At 40.8% G+C, this 15898-nt stretch carries 21 protein-coding genes and 1 riboswitch; of the genes, 2 read left to right on the top strand and 19 right to left on the bottom strand.

Annotation, left to right across the window (positions count from 1 at the left end; all coding sequences use genetic code 11):
- Positions 1 to 26 precede the first annotated feature (26 nt).
- The 9 genes from mnmM to JOC31_RS02110 form a co-directional block, all read right to left on the bottom strand.
- Positions 27 to 575: a tRNA 5-(aminomethyl)-2-thiouridylate-methyltransferase MnmM gene (mnmM, locus tag JOC31_RS02150; RefSeq protein ID WP_205016565.1), complete on the bottom strand. Its 549-nt coding sequence runs from the start codon at positions 573 to 575 to the stop codon at positions 27 to 29.
- Entirely contained in the window at positions 572 to 1504 is a 933-nt protein-coding gene (gene mnmL / locus JOC31_RS02145; RefSeq protein WP_205016564.1) for a tRNA modification radical SAM protein MnmL/YtqA, read from the bottom strand. The genes mnmM and mnmL overlap by 4 nt, the downstream gene beginning before the upstream one ends.
- A gap of 56 nt (positions 1505 to 1560) precedes the next feature.
- On the bottom strand, positions 1561 to 2520 hold the full coding sequence (locus JOC31_RS02140) for a S66 family peptidase (protein ID WP_205016563.1): 960 nt from the start codon (positions 2518 to 2520) through the stop codon (positions 1561 to 1563).
- Between the two features lie 56 nt (positions 2521 to 2576).
- Positions 2577 to 2885, bottom strand: coding sequence for a CHY zinc finger protein (locus tag JOC31_RS02135; protein WP_205016562.1), 309 nt, complete (start codon positions 2883 to 2885; stop codon positions 2577 to 2579).
- Positions 2882 to 3412, bottom strand: a complete 531-nt coding sequence (locus JOC31_RS02130; protein WP_205016561.1) for a biotin transporter BioY — start codon at positions 3410 to 3412, stop codon at positions 2882 to 2884. The genes JOC31_RS02135 and JOC31_RS02130 overlap by 4 nt, the downstream gene beginning before the upstream one ends.
- 139 nt (positions 3413 to 3551) lie before the next feature.
- Entirely contained in the window at positions 3552 to 4163 is a 612-nt protein-coding gene (locus tag JOC31_RS02125) for a phosphatase PAP2 family protein (protein ID WP_239551623.1), read from the bottom strand.
- 24 nt (positions 4164 to 4187) lie between these two features.
- The gene (locus JOC31_RS02120) at positions 4188 to 4757 is read right to left on the bottom strand and encodes an ECF transporter S component (RefSeq protein ID WP_205016560.1); all 570 of its coding nucleotides are present in this window, start codon (positions 4755 to 4757) and stop codon (positions 4188 to 4190) included.
- A 77-nt stretch (positions 4758 to 4834) separates the two neighbouring features.
- A riboswitch (FMN riboswitch) is annotated at positions 4835 to 4983 on the bottom strand.
- A 154-nt stretch (positions 4984 to 5137) separates the two neighbouring features.
- Positions 5138 to 5782: an HD domain-containing protein gene (locus JOC31_RS02115; RefSeq protein WP_205016587.1), complete on the bottom strand. Its 645-nt coding sequence runs from the start codon at positions 5780 to 5782 to the stop codon at positions 5138 to 5140.
- Complete coding sequence (locus JOC31_RS02110; RefSeq protein ID WP_205016559.1) at positions 5782 to 6288, bottom strand: tRNA (cytidine(34)-2'-O)-methyltransferase; 507 nt, start codon at positions 6286 to 6288, stop codon at positions 5782 to 5784. Before JOC31_RS02110 ends, JOC31_RS02115 begins: the two co-directional genes overlap by 1 nt.
- Before the next feature lie 471 nt (positions 6289 to 6759).
- Between JOC31_RS02110 and trkA the strand changes: the two genes are divergently transcribed.
- Together trkA and JOC31_RS02100 are read left to right on the top strand one after the other, a co-directional pair.
- The gene (gene trkA, locus JOC31_RS02105) at positions 6760 to 8109 is read left to right on the top strand and encodes a Trk system potassium transporter TrkA (RefSeq protein WP_205016558.1); all 1350 of its coding nucleotides are present in this window, start codon (positions 6760 to 6762) and stop codon (positions 8107 to 8109) included.
- A gap of 4 nt (positions 8110 to 8113) precedes the next feature.
- On the top strand, positions 8114 to 9550 hold the full coding sequence (locus JOC31_RS02100; protein WP_205016557.1) for a TrkH family potassium uptake protein: 1437 nt from the start codon (positions 8114 to 8116) through the stop codon (positions 9548 to 9550).
- Positions 9551 to 9642: 92 nt separating this feature from the next.
- Here the strand turns inward: JOC31_RS02100 and yidD are convergent, their stop codons facing one another.
- The 10 genes from yidD to JOC31_RS02050 all read right to left on the bottom strand — a co-directional run bounded on the left by yidD (position 9643) and on the right by JOC31_RS02050 (position 15827).
- The gene (yidD, locus tag JOC31_RS02095; RefSeq protein WP_205016556.1) at positions 9643 to 9879 is read right to left on the bottom strand and encodes a membrane protein insertion efficiency factor YidD; all 237 of its coding nucleotides are present in this window, start codon (positions 9877 to 9879) and stop codon (positions 9643 to 9645) included.
- Positions 9876 to 10601 carry a pseudouridine synthase gene (locus JOC31_RS02090; protein ID WP_205016555.1) on the bottom strand — a complete coding sequence of 242 codons (726 nt, stop codon included), beginning with the start codon at positions 10599 to 10601 and terminating at the stop codon, positions 9876 to 9878. The genes yidD and JOC31_RS02090 overlap by 4 nt, the downstream gene beginning before the upstream one ends.
- A gap of 104 nt (positions 10602 to 10705) precedes the next feature.
- Entirely contained in the window at positions 10706 to 11266 is a 561-nt protein-coding gene (gene scpB / locus JOC31_RS02085; protein WP_205016554.1) for an SMC-Scp complex subunit ScpB, read from the bottom strand.
- The gene (locus tag JOC31_RS02080) at positions 11263 to 11970 is read right to left on the bottom strand and encodes a segregation/condensation protein A (RefSeq protein WP_205016553.1); all 708 of its coding nucleotides are present in this window, start codon (positions 11968 to 11970) and stop codon (positions 11263 to 11265) included. The genes scpB and JOC31_RS02080 overlap by 4 nt, the downstream gene beginning before the upstream one ends.
- Positions 11970 to 12731: a site-specific tyrosine recombinase XerD gene (gene xerD / locus JOC31_RS02075; RefSeq protein WP_205016552.1), complete on the bottom strand. Its 762-nt coding sequence runs from the start codon at positions 12729 to 12731 to the stop codon at positions 11970 to 11972. The genes JOC31_RS02080 and xerD overlap by 1 nt, the downstream gene beginning before the upstream one ends.
- Positions 12709 to 13173 (bottom strand): cyclic-di-AMP-binding protein CbpB, encoded by a 465-nt coding sequence (gene cbpB / locus JOC31_RS02070; RefSeq protein WP_205016551.1) that lies wholly within the window; start codon positions 13171 to 13173, stop codon positions 12709 to 12711. The genes xerD and cbpB overlap by 23 nt, the downstream gene beginning before the upstream one ends.
- Entirely contained in the window at positions 13170 to 13691 is a 522-nt protein-coding gene (locus JOC31_RS02065; RefSeq protein WP_205016550.1) for a metallophosphoesterase, read from the bottom strand. Before JOC31_RS02065 ends, cbpB begins: the two co-directional genes overlap by 4 nt.
- Complete coding sequence (locus tag JOC31_RS02060) at positions 13673 to 14650, bottom strand: nucleoside-triphosphate diphosphatase (RefSeq protein WP_386705150.1); 978 nt, start codon at positions 14648 to 14650, stop codon at positions 13673 to 13675. Before JOC31_RS02060 ends, JOC31_RS02065 begins: the two co-directional genes overlap by 19 nt.
- Complete coding sequence (gene racE, locus JOC31_RS02055) at positions 14640 to 15455, bottom strand: glutamate racemase (RefSeq protein WP_205016548.1); 816 nt, start codon at positions 15453 to 15455, stop codon at positions 14640 to 14642. Before racE ends, JOC31_RS02060 begins: the two co-directional genes overlap by 11 nt.
- Positions 15456 to 15584: 129 nt before the next feature.
- Positions 15585 to 15827: a YneF family protein gene (locus JOC31_RS02050; protein ID WP_205016586.1), complete on the bottom strand. Its 243-nt coding sequence runs from the start codon at positions 15825 to 15827 to the stop codon at positions 15585 to 15587.
- Positions 15828 to 15898 lie beyond the last annotated feature (71 nt).

Here is a 15898-nt window from a genome sequence, read left to right as displayed (position 1 = left end):
GACAAAATAGTCTCAAACTCGTTTTCTTAACTCAATTTTTCTGCCATTACTAAAAAGGGTGGGGTGTTGATTTGATTAATTGGTTGGTAGGTCATAACTGTGAATAACTTTTGATCCAGGTGACTCATGTAATCCAATACAGCATCTTTTTCTTTATCGCCGCCCGCATGCCCATAATAAATCATGATAGCCAAACGACCACCGATTTCTAAACCTTCTAAAATTTTCTCGATCGCTACCAAAGTGGTATCAGGTTGGGTAATGATAGACTTATCCGCAGTTGGTAGATAACCTAAGTTGAAAATGGCTGCTCGAATAGGATCTTCCACATACTTATCCACATTTTGGTGACCGTCTAAGATCAGTTGAGCATTGCTTATCCCCAGCTGATCTAGGCGTTCTTGGGTCTTATCAAGGGCTTCTTGCTGAACATCAAAAGCATAGACTTTCTTAGCCAAACCAGCTAGAAAGGCAGTGTCGTTACCCTTGCCCATAGTGGCGTCAACAGCTATGCTATTGCCATCCAACACTTCCTCCAAAAACTCATGCGAAAGATGAATTGGTCGTTTAATCATGCTTTCTCCTCCACCTTACATCCCTGCCAGCTACCGCGTCTTTCCATCTCGACATCAATAGCATTAAGAACTTCCCACTTGTTGAGGCTCCACATAGGACCAATCAACATCTCTCTTGGTGCATCTCCAGTGATCCGATGAATGACGATATGCTTGGGGATAATCTCCAGCTGATCGCAGATAATGGAGACATACTCCTCTTGACTAAGCAACTGCAAACGACCTTCATGGTAATCACGTTGCATCCGCGTATTGGTCATCAGGTGCAAGAGGTGCAGCTTGATGCCATCAATGGCATTATCCGTCACACAACGGCGGACATTTTCCAGCATCATCTCATGGGTCTCACCTGGCAGCCCATTGATCAAGTGCGATACAATTTCAGCCTTGGGAGCTCGCTCCTTAAGTCGTTTGACCGTCTCCACATAAAGCTCGTAACTATGGGCTCTATTGATTAAATCTGACGTTTTTTCATAAGTCGTCTGAAGACCCAGCTCAACTGTGACGTGCATGCGGTCACTCAGCTCCGCTAAATAATCAATAACGTCATCAGGCAGACAGTCTGGCCTTGTTCCAATGTTGATACCAACTACCCCAGGCTCATTGATAGCCTGCTCATAGCGTTCTTTAATCACTTCCAACTTTTCATGGGTATTGGTGAAATTTTGAAAATAAACCAAATACTTCTGAACATCGGGCCACTTACGGTGCATGAAGTCAATTTCTTTATAAAATTGCTCACGAATAGGGGCATCTGGAGCTACAATAGCATCACCAGAACCTGAAACGGTACAAAAAGTACAGCCTCCATGAGCCACTGTCCCATCACGGTTAGGGCAATCAAAACCAGCATCAATAGGAACCTTAAAAGTCTTCTCTCCAAACAGTTCTCGATAATAATCATTCAAAGTCGTATAACGTTTTTCCATAGCAACTATTATAGCACTTTAAAAGCACGAAAAAAAGGGAGACAAAGCTCCCTCTACTAATCCTCTACTTTAATCTCAATAGACAAATCACTAGTATCTAACGTGACCTCTCCACCAATAGTAAAGGTAAAAAGAGGTTGCGTGTGTGCTAGATCCACATCATAAATAACTGGAATCTTTTTCAGAATCGGGTGCTTAGCTAGGATAAACTCAAAAATCTCTGGGGTCATCTGGCAGTCTTTAGGAAAACGCCCAAAAACAACCGCCTTAGGATCTGGATAAGCTTGTAAGATAGCAGTCAAATGACGTGAGATAATCTGATAGACATCATCTTCAGCCTCCTCTAAAAAGAGAATGTAATCCTTAGGTTTCGGTGCATACGGCGTACCAGTCAAGAGATTAAAAGTCGAGATATTACCTCCGATAGCAATTCCTTTAGCCTTACCTTCATTGTAAACCTTCCACTCTGTCGGCATGAAATGACGAGGCTGACTAGGATCATACCAAGCATCACTCGACCACTCTTGACTTGCCTCTAGAGAGTATTCTGTCTGAGTGACAGCTCTAAGCCAAGCCCTAGACTGATAATCTTGTCCCTCTTTCATCTTAAAGCTCGAATAGGACGGTCCCATATAGGTTGGCATGCCAGTCTTGGCATAGATAGCATTCAAAAGAGCCGTTGTATCTGAATAACCACAGATAAGCTTAGGATGTTTGGCAATCAGGTCGTAGTCTAAATAAGGCAAAAGCTCATTAGAATTAAAGCCTCCTATGGTCGCTAAGATGCCATCCACCCTTTCATCTGTAAAAGCAGCATGCAAATCTGCCACGCGACTCTCAATACTAGCCGAATCAAACAAATCTGTCTCAAAGTAATGCTCTGAGAAAGACAGACTAAAACCTAATTTTTCCAAGGTCTCCTTGGCAGACACATTAGCCTCAAAACCACCCAGACGTTCAATAGATGACGATGGACTTAAAATACGCAAATGACTTCCTTGTTTCACTAATGGCATAGATAACCTCCTTTGACTCATTAATCTATTATAACAAAAGAGCTAGTTCATTACGACTAGCTCTTGAAATAAATAGCCTCATGCAAGTGGCACCTAGGGTTAAAAGGGGACTGACAGGCGACACAAGCACTAACCTCTTTGTAGTCAGCAATCGTCATCTCCTTGTGGCAAACACCACAAATCACGACCAAGTCCTCCCTTCTGCTTAGAGGATAGGGAGCAAAAGAATGGTTTTGACAAGCATTGTGGCATTTATAGCAGGCATAGTAACGCTGACATAGAAAACACTTAAGCGCCACAATATCCAACTGACTGTGATAGTGGCGGCAACGAGACTCCCTGTCCAAATCAAGCCCATAAATCATTTTGCCAACAAAGAAAAGTTTTTCAAACGTTTAAAGAGGAAAAATGCCAAGATAGCCTTAATCACATCGCCAGGTAAATAAACCAGACAAGACATTAAAACAGGTAGAAGATTTCCCAAATGAAGATAATAAACCATAAACAAAGCACCGCTGAGATTGATAAAGATAACCCCAAAACCAATCAAAATCAAGAGCAACTTAAGATCACTCAATTGCTCCCAGTAGCGCTCTACAAAATAACCAACAGCTAAAACAGCAAAAGGATAAGAAAATAGGTAACCGCCACTAGCTGAAAGAAAGACTGCCAAGCCCCCCTTACCTAGAATACCGGTCGCATAAATCAGCAAATAAAGAAGTGCTGTCAAAAAGCCCTTTTTAGCTCCCAGAAAAGCCCCCATCACCATAAACACCATATTTTGAATCACAATGGGTACTGGCAAGAAAGGAACTGGAAGCACAGGCATATAGGCCAAGACGATAGTAATGGCAAGCCATAGTGTCATCTGAGTTAAGTCTTTCGTTTTCATTAGTTAACCTCTTTATTTTTTTAGTTAACAATAGTTTATCCTATTCATTAAAAAAAGTAAACCTATTTCAAAAAAAGGTTTACTTTTTTGATAAAAAGGAGCATTCTTAGCAACAAAAAAGCAGAGCTAAGCCCTACTTCTATCTCTTGTAATAAGATGTCGTTACTGTCAACACAGCAAAGCCAATAGCAAAACCAGCAACCACATCTGTCGGATAATGAACCCCTAGATAAATACGAGATATACCGACTAATAAAATCAACAGTCCTAAGATGACAGAAAGCCCATAAGCAAGCTTTTTAGATGTGAGCAAACGACAACTAATGACAATCAAACTTCCTAAAATCAACATCATTCCCAGAGAATGACCACTTGGAAATGAGTAACCATTTGCCTCAACTAAATGGCTGATACTTGGACGAGGACGTTGAAAAAAATATTTTAGACTAACTATGAACAGGGCTGCCAAGATACCGTTACTAATAAGGTAAAGAGCTTCTTTTTTGTAGTGTTTTAAATATAGTAGAGAAGCTAGCACCAGGAGTATCACAATCTGAGTGGATGTATTTCCCAAAAAAGTAATACCTTTAAAAAAACGGGTTAAAATAGCTGGTAGGTTCCCCCTAATAAGGGTCTGCACACTGGTATCTACTCCTGTTAAAGCTTCAGGTGAGAAGCGAACCAGCAAACCTAAGAAAACAAAGAAAGTAATAGCTATACCTGCTATTAGGTTAATCAATCGTCTATTCATAGTTAGTATTATAACATGAGAAACTTAAATCTTCTTTAAAACAGGCTTCAAAGCACCATATAGAGCAATGAATGCGACTGCAAAGATGAGCCCTTCCAGAAGGTTAAATGGAATGACCATCGCAAAAAGGTATTTTCCTAAACCGATAAAGGCACTAATATCAAAGTTAGCAAACTTAGCATACAAAGGGACAGCATAAACGTAATTTAAGACAAACATAACCAAAGTCAAAGACAAGGTCCCTACAATTGACGCTAGGATAAAGTTCTTGCTTGTACGTTTCTTATTCCAAATCAAGGCTAGTGACAATAGAAAAACTGATAAAGCAATAAAGTTCATCGGCATTCCAATCAAGGTACCAGCACCGCCATTGTTTAAAAGAAGCTTCAAGATTGTGCGGATAGCAAGAACTGCAAAAGCTGATTTTAAATCAAAGATGACCAAAGCAAGCAAGACTGGCAAGACTGAAAAATCAATCTGTAAAAAGTTTGCTGCTGGAATCAATGGAAACTGCACATACATGAGCAAGAAAGAGATGGCTGACAAGATAGCAATGTAAGCCAAGTTACGTGTTTGTTTTGTCGATGTTGACATAAAAAAATTCCTCCAATTTTTGCAAATTGGAAGAAGGTTCCGTCACTCAAAGTATGACAAAAAAGCATACTAAAAAATCCGGTCTTCTTCCATCCAGACTATACTGTCGGTCCTAGAATCTCACTAGGTCAGCTTTCGCTCACGGACTTCTCTAGTCGTACCTGAAAATACTAGATATGATAGAGTCACCGCCGGTCGGGACTTACACCCTGCCCTGAAGACACCTTTAGCATAACAAATTTTTTTTATGATTTCAAGTCGTTGATACTAATTATTACTATTTTTTAGCAAAAAACCAAGAAATATCAGACCATTTTCGGGTTCGTGATGTTTCTTGGCACTTTGTAGCAATAGTTTTCCTGTCACAATCTCTTACAACATTAAGAGAGACCTTCCCATTCTGCATAAAATTCATCTAAAAAAGCTAGCATATAATCGTGACGGTTCTGGGCCAACTTTTTAGCATAGTCTGTGTTCATCAAGTCTTTCAACTTGAGAAGCTTTTCATAGAAGTGCATGATGGCTGTGTCCTGACCTGAGCGATAGTCTTCTAAGGTCAGATGTTCACGTGCTGTCATGCTAGGATCATGGATGAGACGGTTTTTATTTCCCGAATAAGCCATGGTTCTGGCGATACCGATTGCTCCGATAGCATCTAATCGATCAGCATCTTGCACCACACGTCCTTCAAGACTGGCTGGAATCACCCCTCGACCTCCCTTGAAGGAGATGGTTTCAATAATAGCCATTATCCAATCAATGTCTGCTTGCGCTAATCCAAGATCGGCTAGAAAAGTTTCTAGCTTTACTTTTTCAGCCCGAGGATCCACAAAGAGCTTATCATCAATCATGTCATGCAAAAGAGCTGCCGCCTGACAGATAAAAAGATCTGCCCCTTCCTGCTTTGCTATGGTCACCGCTAAGCGACGGACACGATAGATGTGCCACCAGTCATGTCCAGAAGCCTCCGACCCCAGAACAGTTCTGACGTGCATCTCAATAGCTAGCAGTTGCTCTTCTTTCATCATTTAAGCTTGTCCTTGGCATAAGTGTGGCTACGTTCTAGCCCTTGGAAATGCTGCTGACGCAGAGCTTCATAAACCACCATACAAACGGTATTTGAGACATTGAGACTACGAACATGCTCATCGTTCATAGGAATACGCAGCGCTTTTTCAGCATTGGCACGCATAAAATCTTCAGGCAGTCCAGTATCTTCACGTCCAAACATGAAATAGTGCTCTGCCTCATCATCGTAAACCTCATCAGAGTAGGTTTTATCTGCAAACTTGGTAATCAGATGTAAGCTTCCTTTGCAGTTATCTAAGAACTCCTCCAAGGAATCGTAAAAATAAATCTCCAACTTGTCCCAGTAATCCAAGCCCGCACGCTTCATCTTTTTGTCATCAATAGGAAAACCCATAGGACGAATAATGTGTAAAGGAGCATTGGTTGCTGCACACGTTCTTGCAATATTTCCAGTATTCTGAGGAATCTGTGGTTGATAGAGTACGATATGATTTCTAGCCATAGCAGTCAGCCTTTCTTGTTTAGATAAACGATTAAAAAAACCATGCCGCCCGGAGTCAAGCTCAGCAGACAGCATGGTTGGATGGCGATTCATTACCTTAAATCATAACAGGTTTGATTTAAACCAACGAATTCTTTAGTAATAGTATAACGATTCTGACATCAAATGTCAACATCAATTAAGAAAAATGTCATAAATTTATGATTCTAATGCCGAAACGTATACACTTTCCAATCATACATCACGGTATCAAAATAGAAACATTTTTCATTGTATTATCAGGATTTTAAAAAAAGTTTATTTAGCAAACTACTCTTATTATCAAGAAAACAGAAGGCTTTCACAGTCTACTTAGTCCTTCCTTCTATCTCTACTGTCACCTCTTTTACAAGTCTATAACTTTTTCGAAAAAGAAGTGCATTTTCAAGGAAAAAGGAGTATGATAGAACGTAACTGTATAGGAGGAAAATAATGAGAATTATTGTTGTCGGCGGAGGAAAGGTCGGGACTGCCCTTTGTCGCTCACTCGTTGAAGAAAAGCATGACGTTGTCGTCATCGAAGAAAAAGAATCCGTTTTAAAACACCTCACCAAGAAATATGACATTATGGGCATTGTCGGTAATGGTGCTAACTATAAAATTTTAGAGCAGGCTGACATCGCAGAATGTGATATTTTTATCGCTATGACAGATAAGGATGAGCTCAATATGGTCGCTGCTGTCCTTGCCAAGCGTATGGGGGCAAAAGATACTGTTGTCCGTGTTCGAAACCCTGAGTACTCAAATCCCTACTTTAGAGACAAAAACTTCCTGGGGATGTCTCTAGTTGTCAACCCAGAACTCTTGACGGCACGTTATATTGCCAACATGGTTGAGTTTCCAAATGCGCATTCTGTTGAGCACTTCGCCAATGGACGTGTGATGCTGATGGAGTTCAAAATCACTAGTGAGAACCGTCTCTGTCACCTTAATTTAAAAGAGTTCAGAGAAAAATTTGGCAATATCGTTGTTTGTGCCATTGAACGTCAAGGTAAGGTTATCATCCCTGATGGTGAGGCTTCTATCGAACCAAACGATCGTATCTTTGTTACTGGTAATCGTGTTGAGATGATTCTCTTCCACAATTATGTGAAGAGCAAAACTGTAAAAAATCTGATGATTATCGGGGCAGGTAAGATTGCTTACTACCTACTCAACACGCTTAAAAATACAAAAATCAAGATCAAAGTTATCGAAGTTAATCCCAAACGCGCTGAATTCTTCAGTCAAGAATTTCCAAAACGCCATATCGTCTTAGGAGATGGAACAGCCAAGGATATCTTACTTGAAGAAGGGGCTCAAAACTACGATGCTGTCGCAACCTTGACTGGTGTCGATGAAGAAAATATCGTGTCATCAATGTTCCTAGAAAAAATTGGTGTCCAAAAAAATATCACTAAGGTCAATCGAACCAGCCTTCTTGAAATCATTGATAGTAAGGAATTTTCAAGCATCGTCACTCCAAAACGCATCGCTGTGGACTCTATCATGCACTTCGTTCGTGGACGTGTCAATGCTCAGCACTCTAACTTGGAGGCCATGCACCATGTTGCCAACGGACGGGTCGAAACCTTACAATTTTTGATTCGTGAGCAAAATAAAATGGCTGGTAAGAAAGTACACGATATCACCCTTAAACCCAATGTGCTTATCGCTGCTATCATCCGAAAAGGAAAAACCATTTTCCCAACTGGTGAAGATACCTTTGAAGTCGGTGATAAGATTATCGTCATCAGCCTTTTGCAAAATGTGACACACATTTACGATTTGTTGAAGAGGTAAGGCTATGAATAGAAGTATGGTACGTTACCTTGTCTCTAAACTCCTCATTATCGAAGCATGTCTTCTGATCGTTCCTCTGCTAGTTGCCTTTATCTATCAAGAACCTATTAAGGTCATTGGAAGCATTATTGGAACCATGGTCATCCTCTGTACTATCGGAGGGATTGGCATGCTCTTTAAGCCTAAAAATCTCCATATCTATACTAAGGACGGGATGCTGATTGTAGCACTCTGCTGGGTGTTGTGGTCCTTCTTTGGTGGGCTTCCCTTCGTCTTTGCTGGACAAATTCCAAGTGTCATCGATAGCTTCTTTGAGATGAGCTCAGGTTTTACAACTACTGGAGCTACTATCTTACCCGATGTCGGTGTCTTGTCGCATTCGCTTCTCTTTTGGAGAAGTTTCGCCCACTTGATTGGAGGAATGGGGGTTCTTGTTTTTGCCTTAGCCATTATGAGTAACAGCAAAAATTCCAATCACGAATTGATGCGGGCTGAGGTTCCTGGACCTGTCTTTGGTAAAGTGGTCTCCAAACTAAAAAATACAGCACAGATCCTTTATATCATCTACCTCATGATGTTTGTTCTATTGGTGGTTATTCTAGTCCTTTGTGGTATGCCTTTATTTGACAGTTTGGTCATCTCTATGGGTAGTGCCGGTACAGGAGGTTTTGCCGTTTACAACGACTCTATCGCACATTATCATAGCTCTCTGATTGCTTATATTGTATCAATTGCAACCTTGCTCTTTGGGGTTAACTTCAATCTCTACTTCTTCATTCTTTTAGGAAAAGTGAAGACATTCTTCAAAGACCAAGAGCTTCGAACCTATTTTGGGATTGTTGCTTTGACGACACTATTGATTTGCTTCAATATCATGCATCTTTATCACTCATTCGATAAAAGTTTCGAGTATGCTTTCTTTGAAGTGTCAACAGTCATTACAACAACCGGTTTTGGTATTACTGATACGACGGTTTGGCCCCTCTTTTCTCAAGTACTCTTGATTTTTTTGATGCTTATCGGAGGCTCTGCAGGATCAACTGCCGGTGGTCTTAAGGTCATTCGTGTCTTGATTCTTTCAAAGATTGCCAAGAATCAATTTTTATCAACCTTGTATCCTAATCGCGTCATATCACTTCATATTAATCATGAGGTTTTAGACAAACATACCCAACACAGTGTCCTAAAATACCTAGCAGTTTACACGATGACGTTCTTAGGTTTGGTGTTAATTTTAAGTTGGGACAATGAGAATTTCTTAGTTGTCTTTAGCGCAGCAGCCTCAACCTTCAACAATATCGGACCTATCTTAGGAACGACAGAAACCTTTGCTATTTTTGGACCTTTTGCCAAGCTTGCAATGAGTTTTGCCATGATTGCAGGACGTCTCGAAATTTATCCTGTCTTGTTGCTTTTTCTTCCTAAAACATGGTCTAACTAGACTCAAAAAGCTTATAAACAAGAACTCCTAAACAGTTATGCTGTTTAGGAGTTTTTCCTTTATTTTAACTTTCCCTATTTGAAAGAGATAGCTTACTTCCTATTAGCCCTAAGCGAAAAATGGTCAGGAACAGGGTCCTTTCCTGTCGGTGTAAAAGGATGGCAACGTAAAATCCGTGCTATTCCCATTAGGACCCCTTTTAAGCCATGTTTTTGAACGGCTTCGATCATATAATTGGAACAAGTTGGCTCAAAACGGCAACTAGGTGGAAAAAGAGGGGAAATCCCTCTCTGATAAGCTCTCACTAGCCAAATGATAATTCGCTTCATTTGCCTTTATTGATCGCTGCATTATGAAGCTGGCTAATCTCTTTTTTATTGAGGCGGCGAGCTTCCCCTGGTCTAAGACCTGTTAAGTCAAGGGTTCCAAATCGTGTTCGTGATAATTTATCGACTAAAAGTCCTACGGATTCAAACATCTTCTTAACCTGGTGATTACGCCCTTCATGAATCGTCAATTCAACAACAGAGCGATTTTTATCTGCTTCAACCTTGATAATGCTATAGTGAGCTGGTTTTGTTTTCTTACCATCGATAACGACACCTCTGGTCAAAGGACGCAAGTTTTCTTTAGTAGCAATACCTTTCACACGCGCCAAGTAAACCTTGTCAATCTCATTACGTGGGTGAATCATCTTGTCTGTAAAATCACCATCATTGGTCAAAATCAAAAGACCTGACGTGTCCCAGTCCAAACGTCCAACTGGATAAATACGCTCTTTAACCTCTGGTAAGAGGTCCACTACTGTCTTACGTCCCTTATCATCTGAAACACTTGAAATGACACCTTTAGGTTTATTGAGTAAGTAGTAAACCTTTTCTTCATTATAGATTGGGCTTCCGTCAACTTCTACTTTATCACCTGATTTGACCATTGTTGCTAGCTCAGTTACGACTTGACCATTGATTGTCACCAAGCCTTGCTTGATAAACTCTTCAGCCTTACGACGACTGGCAATACCTGCGTGTGCAATGTACTTATTGATTCTCATGTTATTTCCTTATTCTTGCTATTTTTATCACAATAAAAGCAGATGCTTTCAATACTTTTTACTATTCTACCATAAAAAGTGACTTTTACTCTGCTATTTTCCAATTATTCTGTCTCTTCTAGCTCATCAAAGAGAGAAATTTCCTCTTCTTGGACGACAATACTAGAGACATCAACTAATTCTCCCAAATCATTGATTCCAAGATAATCTAGAAAAAAATCAGTTGTCGCATAGAGATTCGGGCGTCCAATCGTTTCTAGTTTCCCTGCCTCTGTAATCAGTCCCAGGGCTTGGAGTTTTGCAATCGCACCGCTCGAATTAACCCCACGAATGGTATCGATTTCTAGACGCGTCGTCGGCTGTTTGTAAGCAATAATCGATAACACTTCCAGACTGGCACGTGATAAACTTTGGTTGACAGGAGTCTTAGCATAAGTTTTCAAAAGATCTGCGAAAATCTCTTTTGTCACTAGCTTATAAGTATTTGATGAGACCAGTAGATGAAAAGCGCTCTCATTATCCTCGTCATACTTGATCGCTAGCTTATCTAAAGATTGCTGAATTCCTGTAGGTGGTAGTTCTAACATTTCTGCGAGCTGTCTTAAGCTCAAACCATCCTCTCCTGCCAAAAATAGCAGCGCTTCTAATTTTGCTAGAGTTGTCATGCCCCCTCCTTCGTCAGTATTATCTCTCCAAAATTATCTTCTTGTTGCACACACAAGATGTGACGTTTAATCAGTTCAAGACTGGCTAGAAAAATAGTCAACATCTCAGCCCTACTCCTACTCTCAGAAAATAAATCTGATAAAGTCAACTGATGCTTGCGATCAAATCTTTCTTCGATATATACCATCATGTCCTCAATACGATACTGGTCCGCTTCAACAGTTGTATGCTTATCATTCAAAGTGCTTTGTCGTGATGACATCACTTTTGAAAAAGCAAGGAAAAGATCCACAACCGTCTTGTCATGAACTAGCTCCATATCCTCCGAAAGAACCTCTGTCTTAGCTTTTGAATAAAACTTCGCTCTTTGATCATGCTGGGCTGCCAATTCTTCTCCCAAGGCTTTGAAACGTTTGTATTCTTCAATTTGATTTAAAAGATCGACTTCCAAATCATCCTCGTAGGAAGTGTCCTCAACCAACTTCGGCAGTAAACGGCGACTCTTGATAAGCATGAGCTGGCTAGCCATGACCATGTATTCGCCCGCAACCTCAAGCTTCATGGCCTGCAAGGTAGCGATATAAGACAGGTATTGCTCAATAACCTCGACCAAAGGAACATCATAGATGTCCACTTCATACTTAGAAACCAGGTGCAACAATAAGTCTAGTGGTCCCTCAAAATCTTTAAATTTAATATCCATTAGTGTTTAAAATACTTTTCCAAACTCAAACTCGTTTTAAGACCAAGTGCCTTTGCAATCTCAAAAATGGTCTGCCCTTGTGCAACCTGCCTCACGATGAACTGTTCACGCAATTTTTGAGCCGTCAACTCACCAAATCCTTTTTCCTCTAAGAACTCAGACAAACGTCTGAAGTACCACTGACGTGAGTAGGCTTGGTCTCCATTTTGAAAATAGTAGGTCTGATCATCTCGTTTTTCTAAAAAAGGAAGCAGAATTTCTGGTAATTGTAAGACACGCCTTGTTTTATTGGTCTGACAGGTCAAAATCCTAAAGGTCAAATCAAGAGACTGAGTCTCAAGACTTGCAATTTCACTTGGAGTTAAGCCTAGCTCTACTATCAAAAGGGCAATCACCTGGCCTTCTTTAAAGGCCGTCTCTGAATAGAGCGATGACAATTCCAAAGCAGTGACTTCTTTAGATAGTGTATTTCTATTAACATCTAAGCTTAAACGATGGTAAGTCGATACTTTCTGCACCTGATACAGGTAAAAAAGAAATTGGTTCACTGCAGATTGTTTGCGTTTGGCAGCACTAATCGCTAGAGTCTTTAGAAATTCTTGATAGAGTTTCAAGCGGGTGTCTGTGATATCACCTGTAGTTTGCTCTAAAAATTGGTGTAAATCATAGCGATAGGATTTTTCCGAATTGAGACTGAGTGTCTTGGTTTGTAAAAATGACTCAACTAAAAGCTCTAATTTATCCTTTTTTTCTGATATCATAGGTCTCCGTAAATTCGTGCAAAAGGCTATTAACCGCCTTTAGAATTGATTTTCGAGTGATGATTCCCAAAAATCGGTTATCCCCACCTACAACTGGTAAGAACGGATTATCAACAAGTTTATGCATCACTTCTGTCAAATCAGCTGTCTCTGAAACAGTCTCTATCTTATCATTAACCATCTTAGCAATCGGCAATTGACTCATTTCCCAATCCGCTAAATGATGATGTGACTTATAGGCCAAAATATCAGAAATAGCGATTGTTCCAACATATCTTTTTTCTTTAGTGATAACAGGGACACGAGAGTAACCAGCACTAGCCAACAAAAGGCTAGCATGATCCGCATTATGACTGTCAACGATAATAGCCAGATCCTCAGCAGAAATAAGATAGTGCTCCATATGTTTAAGTAAAAATTGTTCAAATTCTTTTGCAATCATCTTGAAAATTCCTGACTAAGGGATGGGTAAGGCTCATGCTGTCGAGTATAGTAGCTAACTACAATCTTATGGTCCGTCACCTCAATTTTGGCATAGAGTTTTTCCATGACGTCACCACGAGGTTGCAAAACTGACCCTGGATTGACAAAGACAGTCTTGCCATTTTGCCAAGCGGCAGCTCGGTGAAGGTGCCCATAAAGACAGATATCAGCGTCAGCTTCTTGGGCAAACAAATCCAGTTTATCCCACATAAAGTTAATACCATACAAATGCCCATGCGTTTGCGCAATGGTCACATTAGGAAATCTTGTGATGAGCGTATTTGGGTATCCAGCATCGTAGTCGCAATTTCCTGCCACCACATGGATACCTTCCCAAACAGGGTCTGAACTTGGCAACTCAGAATCACCATTGTGAAAAATGGCATCCACCTTACCAAGGTAATGATTTTTTATCTCTTCAACAATCTCACGGTCACCGTGAGAATCACTCATGACGATTAATGTGTAGCTTGCCATTTTGGAAATACCTCCATCAATTTTTTCATTGCTAACCCACGGTGGGAAATCTCATTTTTCTCATCGGCAGAAAGCTCCGCTGCTGTCTTAGTTCCCTCACCAACGATGAAAAGTGGGTCATAACCAAAGCCATTGTCACCTTTTAGCTCTGTACCGATGTAGCCTTCCCAGTCAGCCTCAACGACAAGACTTTCCTTATTTGGAGCTGCTACGACCAGACAGGTGTGAAATTGAGCGGAGCGGTTTTCCTTGTCAAAGACCATGGCTAATTCGTGTAAGAGCTTAGCATTGTTAAGATCGTCAGTGGCATCAGGACCTGAAAAACGAGCTGACCAGACCCCAGGCAGACCACCTAGAACGTCCACTTTCAAGCCAGAGTCATCTGACAAGACCATCTTGCCAGTCAATGCTGAAATGATTTCTGCCTTGAGACGGGCATTTTCCTCAAAGGTCATACCAGTCTCAGCCACCTCTGGCAGGTCTGGGTAATCATTGAGGTTTTCGACCGTAATCCCTAGTTTACCAAACATCTTGCGGAACTCCTTAGTCTTACCCTCATTACGAGTCGCAATCAAAATGGTATCCCCAAAGCCAGTACCGCCACTATCACCGAAAAAGTCCTGACTAGACACACCGCCATCTGGAAGATGAACCACCAAGAGCTTGTCCCCCTCAGTAAAGAGAACAGCTCCCTGATGTTGACGAATCTCAATCTGACGACCTTTCTCTTGGTTAATCATGTCCACAATGAAAGACATGAGCGCGAAATCAGAGTTTTTCTTGATAACCACAACATCATAACTATCTTCATCGTTTGAATACAGTGGGTCTAATGTTCTAGCTATTTTAAAATAGTTTTCATCATTACTGATACCAACTCCATGAATAGCACCGTAGCCTTCCCACTTACCGATAAACCAGTTTTCTTCTGTTTTGACTTCATAAATCTTAGACATGATTTTCCTCGCTTTTTTCTAAATCCACATGGCTAACGCTGATGTCTGTACCTAGCCACTCTTGAGCAATTGCTTTAAAACTAGCCACACCGGCTGTCGTGAAGAACTGGTGATGATTGGCCACATCCCGGCTGCGATTGATTTGAAAATAATTGAGCAGGACAGAAATATCACGCACCGTCTCAGCTCCGCTATCAATCAGCTTGACCTCTGGTCCCATGACATTCTGAATAATAGGACTCAATAGAGGATAATGGGTACAACCCAGCACTAAGGTGTCCACCTTTCCCTTGAGTGGTGAAAGTGTTTCGTAAACAATTTTTTTGGCGACACTTGATCTGATTTCGTTAGATTCTACAATAGGAGCAAACTTGGGACAAGACAAACTCGTTACTGACATATCTGGCGACAACATTTCAATCTTTTGTCGGTAAATATCTGACTTAATGGTCATTGGTGTTCCAATAACGCCTATCTTACCAGTCTTAGTTGATTTAATCGCTGCGCTAGACCCTGGTAAAATCACTCCCAAAATAGGAATGGTCAACTTTTCTTTGATAGCTTCCCAAACAACCGCTGTCGCTGTATTACAAGCAATAACAATCATCTTAACATTTTTGGTCAACAGAAAATTTACCAGCTCCCAAGTATAAGCTTCTATCTGCTCTGCAGGTCTAGGACCATAGGGAGCACGCGCTGAATCACCAATATACACGACCTCTTCATGTGGCAGTTGACGTAGCAATTCACGGACAACTGTCAAGCCGCCTACACCTGAATCCAAGAATCCAATCGGACGATTATCCATAATACCTACTTTCTAAGAATAAGACAAAACCCAGCTGGCTGTGCCAACTGAGTTTGACTTCTACTCCAGCACGTCACACTCCAAGCTCTCTTGAAAGGTAACCCTCGCCTTCTTCTAACGAGGCTGCTCTTATTTTTTAGATTTGCTAGCAGCTGCTTTTGATTGTTTGATAATGTTACGGTAAGTTTGTTGAATCTTAGCTTCGCTTGGTTTTTGACCCATTTGGCTCATCATTTCACGGATAGCATCTGGTGTTAAACGTGGGTGTTCACTTACTTCTTTCTCGAATTGTTTACGAGCGATATAAACACCACCAAAAAGACCCGCTACAAGAGCGACGATAATCAACAAAATCCATACAAAAGTCATAATAATTGCTTTCTCCTCAGTTTTACTATTGCTACCATTATAGCAAATTACAGCAGACTTATCAAATATCAAGA

This window comes from Streptococcus saliviloxodontae, from assembly GCF_016908655.1.
Taxonomy (GTDB): Bacteria; Bacillota; Bacilli; order Lactobacillales; family Streptococcaceae; genus Streptococcus; species Streptococcus saliviloxodontae.
Note: the sequence above shows the minus strand (reverse complement) of the source record. Positions and strands in the feature narration are given on the sequence as shown.

Coding starts and splice junctions, on each gene's coding strand:
- mnmM (WP_205016565.1), bottom strand. CDS start 575: ATGATTAAACGACCAATTCATCTTTCGCATGAGTTTTTGGAGGAAGTG.
- mnmL (WP_205016564.1), bottom strand. CDS start 1,504: ATGGAAAAACGTTATACGACTTTGAATGATTATTATCGAGAACTGTTT.
- JOC31_RS02140 (WP_205016563.1), bottom strand. CDS start 2,520: ATGCCATTAGTGAAACAAGGAAGTCATTTGCGTATTTTAAGTCCATCG.
- JOC31_RS02135 (WP_205016562.1), bottom strand. CDS start 2,885: ATGATTTATGGGCTTGATTTGGACAGGGAGTCTCGTTGCCGCCACTAT.
- JOC31_RS02130 (WP_205016561.1), bottom strand. CDS start 3,412: ATGAAAACGAAAGACTTAACTCAGATGACACTATGGCTTGCCATTACT.
- JOC31_RS02125 (WP_239551623.1), bottom strand. CDS start 4,163: ATGAATAGACGATTGATTAACCTAATAGCAGGTATAGCTATTACTTTC.
- JOC31_RS02120 (WP_205016560.1), bottom strand. CDS start 4,757: ATGTCAACATCGACAAAACAAACACGTAACTTGGCTTACATTGCTATC.
- JOC31_RS02115 (WP_205016587.1), bottom strand. CDS start 5,782: ATGAAAGAAGAGCAACTGCTAGCTATTGAGATGCACGTCAGAACTGTT.
- JOC31_RS02110 (WP_205016559.1), bottom strand. CDS start 6,288: ATGGCTAGAAATCATATCGTACTCTATCAACCACAGATTCCTCAGAAT.
- trkA (WP_205016558.1), top strand. CDS start 6,760: ATGAGAATTATTGTTGTCGGCGGAGGAAAGGTCGGGACTGCCCTTTGT.
- JOC31_RS02100 (WP_205016557.1), top strand. CDS start 8,114: ATGAATAGAAGTATGGTACGTTACCTTGTCTCTAAACTCCTCATTATC.
- yidD (WP_205016556.1), bottom strand. CDS start 9,879: ATGAAGCGAATTATCATTTGGCTAGTGAGAGCTTATCAGAGAGGGATT.
- JOC31_RS02090 (WP_205016555.1), bottom strand. CDS start 10,601: ATGAGAATCAATAAGTACATTGCACACGCAGGTATTGCCAGTCGTCGT.
- scpB (WP_205016554.1), bottom strand. CDS start 11,266: ATGACAACTCTAGCAAAATTAGAAGCGCTGCTATTTTTGGCAGGAGAG.
- JOC31_RS02080 (WP_205016553.1), bottom strand. CDS start 11,970: ATGGATATTAAATTTAAAGATTTTGAGGGACCACTAGACTTATTGTTG.
- xerD (WP_205016552.1), bottom strand. CDS start 12,731: ATGATATCAGAAAAAAAGGATAAATTAGAGCTTTTAGTTGAGTCATTT.
- cbpB (WP_205016551.1), bottom strand. CDS start 13,173: ATGATTGCAAAAGAATTTGAACAATTTTTACTTAAACATATGGAGCAC.
- JOC31_RS02065 (WP_205016550.1), bottom strand. CDS start 13,691: ATGGCAAGCTACACATTAATCGTCATGAGTGATTCTCACGGTGACCGT.
- racE (WP_205016548.1), bottom strand. CDS start 15,455: ATGGATAATCGTCCGATTGGATTCTTGGATTCAGGTGTAGGCGGCTTG.